Origin of the sequence: Streptococcus sp. 2741 (assembly GCF_013276315.1) — a bacterium.
In the GTDB taxonomy this organism is placed as follows: Bacteria; Bacillota; Bacilli; order Lactobacillales; family Streptococcaceae; genus Streptococcus; species Streptococcus pseudopneumoniae.
The window spans coordinates 26,068-35,070 of the sequence record NZ_VMKU01000036.1; the positions used below are offsets into that span (position 1 = coordinate 26,068).

8 protein-coding genes and 1 pseudogene are annotated in these 9,003 nt (G+C 38.9%); all 9 read left to right on the forward strand.

Features of this window, described 5'->3' with window-relative positions:
• Nucleotides 1–76 precede the first annotated feature (76 nt).
• Nucleotides 77–1,333: a competence/damage-inducible protein A gene (locus HT671_RS04500; RefSeq protein WP_138703325.1), complete on the forward strand. Its 1,257-nt coding sequence runs from the start codon at nucleotides 77–79 to the stop codon at nucleotides 1,331–1,333.
• A 54-nt stretch (nucleotides 1,334–1,387) separates the two neighbouring features.
• Nucleotides 1,388–2,554: a recombinase RecA gene (gene recA, locus HT671_RS04505; protein ID WP_172923060.1), complete on the forward strand. Its 1,167-nt coding sequence runs from the start codon at nucleotides 1,388–1,390 to the stop codon at nucleotides 2,552–2,554.
• A 114-nt stretch (nucleotides 2,555–2,668) separates the two neighbouring features.
• On the forward strand, nucleotides 2,669–4,039 hold the full coding sequence (locus HT671_RS04510) for an MATE family efflux transporter (RefSeq protein WP_138700175.1): 1,371 nt from the start codon (nucleotides 2,669–2,671) through the stop codon (nucleotides 4,037–4,039).
• Between the two features lie 374 nt (nucleotides 4,040–4,413).
• Nucleotides 4,414–5,364: an N-acetylmuramoyl-L-alanine amidase family protein gene (locus HT671_RS04515; RefSeq protein ID WP_049524692.1), complete on the forward strand. Its 951-nt coding sequence runs from the start codon at nucleotides 4,414–4,416 to the stop codon at nucleotides 5,362–5,364.
• A 370-nt stretch (nucleotides 5,365–5,734) separates the two neighbouring features.
• Entirely contained in the window at nucleotides 5,735–6,079 is a 345-nt protein-coding gene (locus tag HT671_RS11900; RefSeq protein ID WP_001056000.1) for a helix-turn-helix transcriptional regulator, read from the forward strand.
• A 12-nt stretch (nucleotides 6,080–6,091) separates the two neighbouring features.
• Entirely contained in the window at nucleotides 6,092–6,838 is a 747-nt protein-coding gene (locus HT671_RS04525; RefSeq protein ID WP_309598780.1) for an ImmA/IrrE family metallo-endopeptidase, read from the forward strand.
• Nucleotides 6,831–7,253, forward strand: a pseudogene (locus HT671_RS04530) (hypothetical protein); the annotation flags it as partial. The gene HT671_RS04525 and the pseudogene HT671_RS04530, both read left to right, overlap by 8 nt.
• 713 nt (nucleotides 7,254–7,966) lie before the next feature.
• Nucleotides 7,967–8,521 carry a PBECR4 domain-containing protein gene (locus HT671_RS04535; protein WP_306416194.1) on the forward strand — a complete coding sequence of 185 codons (555 nt, stop codon included), beginning with the start codon at nucleotides 7,967–7,969 and terminating at the stop codon, nucleotides 8,519–8,521.
• A 358-nt stretch (nucleotides 8,522–8,879) separates the two neighbouring features.
• The coding region (locus HT671_RS04540) for a MerR family DNA-binding transcriptional regulator (RefSeq protein WP_172923061.1) at nucleotides 8,880–9,003 on the forward strand (124 nt) is incomplete at its 3' end.

A 9,003-nucleotide genomic window follows, 5' to 3' on the forward strand; every position in this document is an offset into this window, starting at 1 on the left:
TACAAATAAAAAATCAATCGTGGGAAATTTCCTGCGATTTTTTCAAAAAAATACGAATAGATAGGTAGGAGGAAACATGAAAGCAGAAATCATTGCTGTTGGAACAGAGATTTTGACAGGACAGATTGTCAACACTAATGCTCAGTTTTTATCAGAAAAACTAGCAGAGATTGGGGTAGATGTATATTTTCAGACGGCTGTAGGAGACAACGAAGCCCGTCTCTTGTCTTTGCTTGAGATTGCCAGTCAACGTAGCAGTCTGGTGATTTTGACAGGTGGTTTAGGGCCGACTGAGGACGATTTGACCAAACAAACTCTGGCTAAATTTTTAGGGAAAGAATTAGTCTTCGATCCTCAGGCTCAGGAGAAGTTAGATGTCTTTTTCGCCCAGCGACCAGATTATGCCCGAACACCGAATAACGAAAGACAAGCCCAAATTGTAGAAGGAGCGACTCCACTGCCAAACGAAACGGGGCTGGCTGTGGGAGGAATACTAGAAGTAGATGGAGTGACCTACGTTGTCCTTCCTGGTCCGCCAAGTGAATTGAAGCCTATGGTCTTAAACCAACTTCTACCCAAGTTGATGACGGGGAGTAAGCTGTATTCCCGGGTTCTTCGTTTCTTTGGGATTGGCGAGAGCCAGTTGGTGACGATTTTGGCTGATTTAATTGATAATCAGACCGATCCGACCTTGGCACCTTATGCCAAGACAGGAGAGGTAACCTTGCGTCTGTCAACAAAGGCTAGCAGTCAAGAAGAGGCGAATCAAGTGCTGGATATTTTGGAACATCAAATCTTGGATCGCCAGACCTTTGAAGGACTTTCTTTACGAGACCTTTGTTATGGTTATGGGGAAGAGTCCAGTTTAGCCAGCATTGTGGTAGAAGAACTGAAAAAACAAGGGAAAACCATCACGGCTGCAGAGAGTTTGACGGCAGGTCTTTTCCAAGCTAGGGTAGCGGATTTTTCAGGAGCTTCAAGTATATTTAAGGGTGGTTTTGTGACCTATAGCTTGGAGGAAAAATCAAAAATGTTGGATATTCCTGTCAAGGATTTGGAAGAACATGGTGTGGTGTCTGAATTTACAGCTCAGAAGATGGCTGAGCAGGCACGAATCAAGATCCAGTCTGATTTTGGAATTAGTTTGACTGGAGTGGCAGGACCAGATAGCCTAGAAGGATATCCAGCTGGGACAGTCTTCATAGGCTTGGCTCAAGAGCAAGGAACTGAGGTTATCAAGGTGAATATTGGAGGCAGAAGTCGAGCAGATGTACGTCACATTGCGGTTATGCATGCCTTTAACCTAGTTCGCAAGGCTTTATTAAGTGACTAACTTTTGATATAATAGTAGATAGGTCTGAGGATCATTAGAATGTAGGAGAATAGAATGGCGAAAAAACCAAAAAAATTAGAAGAAATTTCAAAAAAATTTGGGGCAGAACGTGAAAAGGCCTTGAATGATGCTCTTAAATTGATTGAGAAAGACTTTGGTAAAGGATCAATCATGCGTTTGGGTGAACGTGCGGAGCAAAAGGTGCAAGTGATGAGCTCAGGTTCTTTAGCTCTTGACATTGCCCTTGGTTCAGGTGGTTATCCTAAGGGACGTATCATCGAAATCTATGGACCAGAGTCATCTGGTAAGACGACGGTTGCCCTTCATGCAGTTGCACAAGCGCAAAAAGAAGGTGGGATTGCAGCCTTTATCGATGCGGAGCATGCCCTTGACCCAGCTTATGCTGCGGCCCTTGGTGTTAACATTGACGAATTGCTCTTGTCACAACCAGACTCAGGAGAGCAAGGTCTTGAAATTGCAGGAAAATTGATTGACTCAGGTGCTGTAGATCTTGTCGTGGTCGACTCAGTTGCGGCCCTTGTACCTCGTGCGGAGATTGATGGAGATATCGGTGATAGCCACGTTGGTTTGCAGGCCCGTATGATGAGTCAGGCCATGCGTAAACTTGGTGCTTCTATCAATAAAACCAAAACAATTGCTATCTTTATCAACCAATTGCGTGAAAAAGTTGGGGTCATGTTTGGAAATCCAGAAACAACACCTGGCGGACGTGCTTTGAAATTCTATGCTTCAGTCCGCTTAGATGTTCGTGGTAACACACAAATTAAGGGAACTGGTGACCAAAAAGAAACCAATGTCGGTAAAGAAACTAAGATTAAGGTTGTAAAAAATAAGGTAGCTCCACCGTTTAAGGAAACCGTAGTTGAAATTATGTACGGAGAAGGAATTTCTAAGACTGGTGAACTCTTGAGGATTGCAAGCGACTTGGATATTATCAAAAAAGCAGGAGCTTGGTATTCTTACAAGGATGAAAAAATCGGTCAGGGTTCTGAGAATTCTAAGAAATATTTGGCAGAGCACCCAGAAATCTTTGATGAAATTGATAAGCAAGTCCGTTCTAAATTTGGCTTGATTGATGGAGAAGAAGCTTCAGAACAAGATACTGAAAACAAAAAAGATGAAGCAGTTCAAGCAGATTCTGTGAATGAAGAAGTGACACTTGACCTAGGCGATGAACTTGAAATCGAAATTGAAGAATAAGCTGTTAAAGTAGTGGAGAAATCCGCTACTTTTTCGATTTTTGATTCAAGATTTCAGATTGACTATAGTTTGCTGTTTCTTGTGGCTCCACTAGAAAGCTGATGTAATAGCCTTATGAATAAAAAACGAACAGTGGACCTGATACATGGTCCGATTCTTCCTTCTCTCTTGAGTTTTGCCTTCCCAATCTTGCTGTCTAATATCTTTCAGCAACTCTATAACACTGCTGATGTCTTGATTGTTGGACGTTTTCTTGGACAAGACTCCTTGGCAGCGGTAGGGGCGACGACAGCGATTTTTGACCTGATTGTAGGTTTTACTCTTGGTGTTGGAAATGGCATGGGGATTGTCATTGCCCGTTATTATGGAGCTCGGAATTTCACTAAAATCAAGGAAGCAGTAGCATCCACCTGGATTTTAGGGGCTCTTTTGAGTGTTGTAGTGATGCTGCTGGGCTTTCTTGGTTTGTATCCTCTTTTACAGTACCTAGATACCCCTGCTGAAATCCTTCCCCAGTCCTATCAATATATTTCTATGATTGTGACCTGTGTCGGCGTCAGCTTTGCCTATAATCTCTTTGCAGGTTTGTTGCGGTCCATTGGTGACAGTCTAGCCGCCCTTGGATTTCTGATTTTCTCTGCCTTGGTTAATGTGGTTCTCGATCTCTATTTTATTACGCAACTGCAACTGGGAGTTCAATCCGCGGGACTTGCTACCATTATTTCGCAAGGTTTATCAGCGGTTCTCTGCTTTTACTATATTCGTAAGAGTGTGCCAGAACTTTTGCCTCAACGCAAGCATTTCAAATGGGATAAGTCCTTGTACGCCGATCTCTTGGAGCAAGGTTTGGCTATGGGCTTGATGAGTTCGATTGTGTCCATCGGCAGTGTGATTTTACAGTCTTCTGTCAATACCTTTGGCGCAGTGATTATTAGTGCCCAGACGGCGGCTCGACGCATTATGGCCTTCGCCCTTCTTCCTATGACCGCTATTTCTGCTTCGATGACGACCTTTGCTTCTCAGAATCTAGGAGCTAAGCGACCAGATCGCATTGTCCAAGGTCTTCGAATCGGTAGTCGTTTGAGTATGTCCTGGGCAGTTTTTGTTTGTGTCTTCCTCTTTTTTGCCAGTCCAGCCTTGGTTTCCTTCTTGGCTAGTTCGACGGATAGCTATTTGGTAGAAAATGGTAGTCTCTATCTGCAAATCAGTTCAGCCTTTTATCCCATTTTGAGCCTCTTGTTAATTTATCGCAATTGCTTGCAGGGCTTGGGGCAAAAAGTCCTTCCGCTGGTTTCTAGCTTTATCGAACTAGTCGGGAAAATCGCTTTTGTGGTCTTGATTATCCCTTGGGCAGGCTATAAGGGAGTTATCCTTTGCGAACCCCTCATCTGGGTTGCCATGACCATTCAACTGTACTTTTCGCTTTTCCGTCATCCTTTAATAAAAGAAGGTAAGGTCATCTTGGCAACAAAAGTGTCATCCTAGCTCGATTTGCTAAATAAAATCCATTTCCTCTAGTGAAAATCGAAAAACTTGTGCTGTCATCTTTAGTTTGGTCTTGAAAATAGTTTAACAGACTTTTGACTTCTTTTATATGATATAATAAAGTATAGTATTTATGAAAAGGACATATAGAGACTGTAAAAATATACTTTTGAAAAGCTTTTTAGTTTGGGGTGTTTTTGTAGATAGAATGCAGACCTTATCAGTCCTATTTACAGTGTCAAAATAGTGCGTTTTGAAGTTCTATCTACAAGCCTAATCGTGACTAGGATTGTATTCTTTATGAGGTATAAATAAAGGAGTTTCTAGCTCTGGATTGTAAAAAATGAGTTGTCTTAATCGATAAGGAGTAGAATATGGAAATTGATGTGAGTAAATTAAGAACAGATTTGCCTCAAGTTGGCGTGCAACCATATAGGCAAGTCCATGCCCATTCCACAGGCAACCGTAACTCAACGGTTCAAAATGAGGCTGACTACCATTACAGAAAAGATCCTGAATTGGGCTTCTTTTCTCACGTAGTTGGTAATGGTCGTGTTATGCAGGTAGGACCTGTTGATAATGGTGCCTGGGACGTTGGGGGTGGTTGGAATGCAGAAGGTTATGCACAAGTTGAACTGATTGAAAGCCATGAATCAAAAGAAGAGTTTCTGATTGACTATCGTCTCTATATCGAACTCTTGCGTAATCTAGCAGACGAGGCTGGGATACCTAAAACACTTGATACAGACGACTTGGCAGGTATCAAGACACACGAATATTGTACCAATAACCAACCTGACAACAACTCAGATCACATTGACCCCTATCCTTATCTTGCCAAATGGGGTATTAGCCGTGAGCAGTTTAAGCAGGATATTGAAAACGGCTTGACGATTGAAGCAGGATGGCAACAGAACGATACTGGCACCTGGTATGTACACTCAGATGGTTCTTATCCAAAAGATAAGTTTGAGAAAGTAAATGGTACCTGGTATTACTTTGACGGTTCAGGATATATGCTTGCAGACCGCTGGAAGAAGCACACAGACGGCAACTGGTACTGGTTTGACCAGTCAGGCGAAATGGCGACAGGCTGGAAGAAAATCGCTGAGAAGTGGTACTATTTCGATGGAGAAGGTGCTATGAAAACAGGCTGGATCAAATACAAGGAGACTTGGTACTATCTTGATAGTCAAAATGGGGACATGGTTTCTAATGCCTTTGTCAAATCAAATGATGGCTGGTATTACCTTAAAGAAGATGGCACGATAGCAGAAAAACCAGAATTTACAGTCGAGCCTGAAGGCTTGATAACAGTAAAATAATAATGGAGTGTCTTTCAAATCAGAACAGCGCATATTATTAGGTCTTGAAAAAGCTTAATAGTATGCGTTTTCTTGTGGAGATATTTCCTTCAATTTTTGCTACTATATTACATAAAAATCAAAAAGCAAACTAGAAAGCTATGCTCAAATAAAATCTAAATTTGACAATGTAAACCGAATCGGATAGCTTTAAGTACTGTTTTGAGGTTGAAGATACGATTTTTGATAGGAACTCATCAAATAGGTTTACTATCATCAATTTTGGATTTTTAAGCAGTATCAATAAATTGCTTCCTTGTGTTGTCATAATTTTTTTATTTTAAAAATTGACTTTATGACAAGAGTGTGCTATTCTTTTTATGAGAGGTGTATGAATATGATAAATGTATGTGATGTTGGAAAAAGAATAAAAGAACTTAGAATATCTTCAAATCTTACTCAAGATAAGATTGCTGAATATTTGTCTTTGAATCAAAGTATGATTGCCAAAATGGAAAAAGGTGAAAGGAATATCACGTCGGATGTTATTGAGAAACTATCTGCTCTATTTTGCTGTACGGTTGAATATCTTTTGTTTGGCGAACAAGCTGAACAACAGTGTGTAATATCGTTTAGAAAAAATAAAATAGTAGACCAAGATCTTAAAGTTTTAGCGAAAATCAATAAAATTGTATTGAATCAATTTGAGATAGATCAGCTATTGGAGACAAAATAAATGATTGATAAAATGGATTTAAGTAATAAAGCTTCAAATCTTAGAAAAAAGTTGGGAGCTGATGGTGAAGCGCCGATAGATATTTTTAAATTGGTACAAAAGATAGAAAATTTGACGCTGGTATTTTATGGACTCGGAAAGAATATTAGCGGAGTCTGTTATAAAGGAACTCAGTCCAGTCTCATTGTAATCAATTCAGACATGTCATTAGGAAGACAAAGATTTTCTTTAGCACATGAACTGTATCATCTTTATTATGATGAGGTGAAGAAGAGTTCAGTCAGTTTTATTTTGATTGGTGAAGGAGATGAAACTGAAAGAAAAGCGGATCAGTTTGCTTCTTATTTTTTAATTTCCCCATCTTCACTGTATAGGATGGTTGAGGAAATCAGAGAAAATGCCAATAGAACTCATCTTGAAGTAGAAGATATTATAAAATTAGGTCAGTTTTATGGTATCAGTCATAAAGCTATGTTATATAGATTGCGGAATGATGGATACCTTGACGCAGAAGAAATTAAAAATATGGATATTAGTGTTATAGAGACAGCTTCAAGATTAGGCTATGATACAAGTTTATATCGTCCTTTGTCAGAAAGTAAAAAGGAAATGGTATTAGGACACTATATTAAATCGACTGAACAACTTTTAGAAAATAACAGAATTTCTCAAGGGAAGTATGAGGAACTGCTACTAGATGCTTTCAGATATGATATTGTATATGGGCTAGATGAAGAGGGGGAGTTGTCGTTTGACTAGTCGTGTATTTATTGATACAGATTGTATTTCAGCATTTTTATGGGTTGGCACTGAATATCTTTTAGAAAAGCTCTATTCGGGTAAAATTGTTATTCCACAAGAGGTGTATGATGAAATCAATATACCTACAATTCCCCACTTAAAATCTAGGATAGACCAGTTAGTAGCTAAGGGTTCGGCTGAGATTGTGAGCATAGACATTGGAACTGAAGAATACGAATTATATAGAAATTTAACAAGAAATCATGATAGTAACAAGGTTATTGGTAAGGGAGAAGCGGCTTCTATTTCCTTAGCGAAAAAGCATAATGGGATATTAGGAAGTAATAACCTAAGAGATGTTAAACCATATGTAGAAGAATTTTCTTTAGAACATATGACAACAGGAGATATACTGGTTGAAGCGTTTAAAGCGCAATTTATTACTGAACAAGAGGGCAATCATATCTGGAATAATATGCTTAAAAAGAGAAGGAAAATTGGGGCGGCTTCTTTTTCAGACTATCTTCGTGGAAGTGTTCATCAAAATAGACAAAAATAAATTTGGATAAATCGAACTCACTATTCAGTAGGCATATGAGCAATTCGAAGAAGAAAAGTGTCAAATTGAGCCTATAAGAGTAGAAATGACCTACATAGGGGATGAGAGAAAAGTTGTCCTTGAAGTTTCCCTGAACTATCAGTCGCATGTCAAACGATATGTAGGGTAATGTGAGAAGGGATAGCGAGTAGTTTTTGGTTATTTTATCAAAAAACTTGTATTTTATCATACTGAATGATAAAATACAAGAAAAATAGTAGAATAAAGGAAAGCTTTTCTAAAATGTGTATCTCCCCACAGGATTCGTTCTTGTGGGATTTTTTTCGTTAAAGAAAGCGATAAATATTGACTTTTTTAAAGAAAGATGTCATAATTAAGTTGGAAAAAACGTAAAAGTATCACTTTTCTCGTTATCCCGACTCCCAAAACGTCGTTAAACCGCTCGGCAATCCATGGAGACATGGACACATAGTAGTAAGCACGCTATGTGGCTTGGCAGAGCTAAAAACTGTTCCCTTGCGATAAGCCTAATAAGCACAACATAGGGAGTTAGAGAAGCCGACTCTAATCATCCACTTTGGGCAGTAGTGAGAACTGCCCCGTGCTTTTTTTATTTTGAGAAAATATGGAGTTTGTCGTTGAAATTACTTGATTGTATTTTAGATTATCAAGAGAAATTCGATGGAAAAACATGTCAAGTATCAACGAATTATAAGCATTTAGAGACTTTCGAAGTAGATTTTTGCTTGACTGATTTACATCACTTATTTGGCTTGCACAAAATCACACGAGATTATGCTAGTCAAACAATACCTGCTATTCAAGCTGGTGTTTTTATTTTGGAAGAATATAAAAATAATCCCATGTACAACGATGTTATAGAAAGGATATCTTTGTATAGTTTTATCGGTGATATCTTCTATTCTAAGATAACAAGTTGTTGTATCCTAGCCAAAGATTTATCTAAAAACACTATGAAGTTGGACGTCATATTTTTTGAAGATAGAAACAAAAGATCCGCAATTTTAGGTTTACGAAGAGATAAAAGTGGAGTGTTTAAACCGGTTACTCTACATTTTACAAGCGCTAAGAAATATGCTAAAGTTCGTAAAACAGATGTGAAAGAAATTAAATGGTTATAAAAAACTTTTCGCAGGCTTCGACTTGCGTTTTTTTGTTTGATAAAATTAAAAAAATGTGCAAAAATAAGTAGAATTGAAAACAGGAAAAAACACCTCCTTTCGATTCGCCAAGCCTCTTCGCAAGGCAATGAGGGGGCGGAGAGACGCGCTCGTCAACAGAAGTATCTCATTGGAAATGTTGCTCACTTTTTTAGTGAGCTTTTTATTTAAGGAATAGGAATGAAAAGTAAGAAGTTAAAATTATACTCAATGAAAATCTCTTCAAACCACGTCAACGTCGCCTTACCGTACTCAAGTACAGCCTACGGCTAGCTTCCTAGTTTGCTCTTTGATTTTCATTGAGTATAAGGAGGAAATCATGTACCATATAAAAGAAGCTGCACAGCTTTCGGGTGTCTCTGTCAAGACCCTGCACCACTACGATAAGATAGGACTTTTGGTTCCTTTAAAGTCGGAAAACGGCTATCGAACCTACAGTCAGG

What these genes read in the sequence shown, in the direction of transcription:
- HT671_RS04500 (WP_138703325.1), top strand. Translation starts at nt 77, where the DNA reads ATGAAAGCAGAAATCATTGCTGTTGGAACAGAGATTTTGACAGGACAG.
- recA (WP_172923060.1), top strand. Translation starts at nt 1,388, where the DNA reads ATGGCGAAAAAACCAAAAAAATTAGAAGAAATTTCAAAAAAATTTGGG.
- HT671_RS04510 (WP_138700175.1), top strand. Translation starts at nt 2,669, where the DNA reads ATGAATAAAAAACGAACAGTGGACCTGATACATGGTCCGATTCTTCCT.
- HT671_RS04515 (WP_049524692.1), top strand. Translation starts at nt 4,414, where the DNA reads ATGGAAATTGATGTGAGTAAATTAAGAACAGATTTGCCTCAAGTTGGC.
- HT671_RS11900 (WP_001056000.1), top strand. Translation starts at nt 5,735, where the DNA reads ATGAATATGATAAATGTATGTGATGTTGGAAAAAGAATAAAAGAACTT.
- HT671_RS04525 (WP_309598780.1), top strand. Translation starts at nt 6,092, where the DNA reads ATGGATTTAAGTAATAAAGCTTCAAATCTTAGAAAAAAGTTGGGAGCT.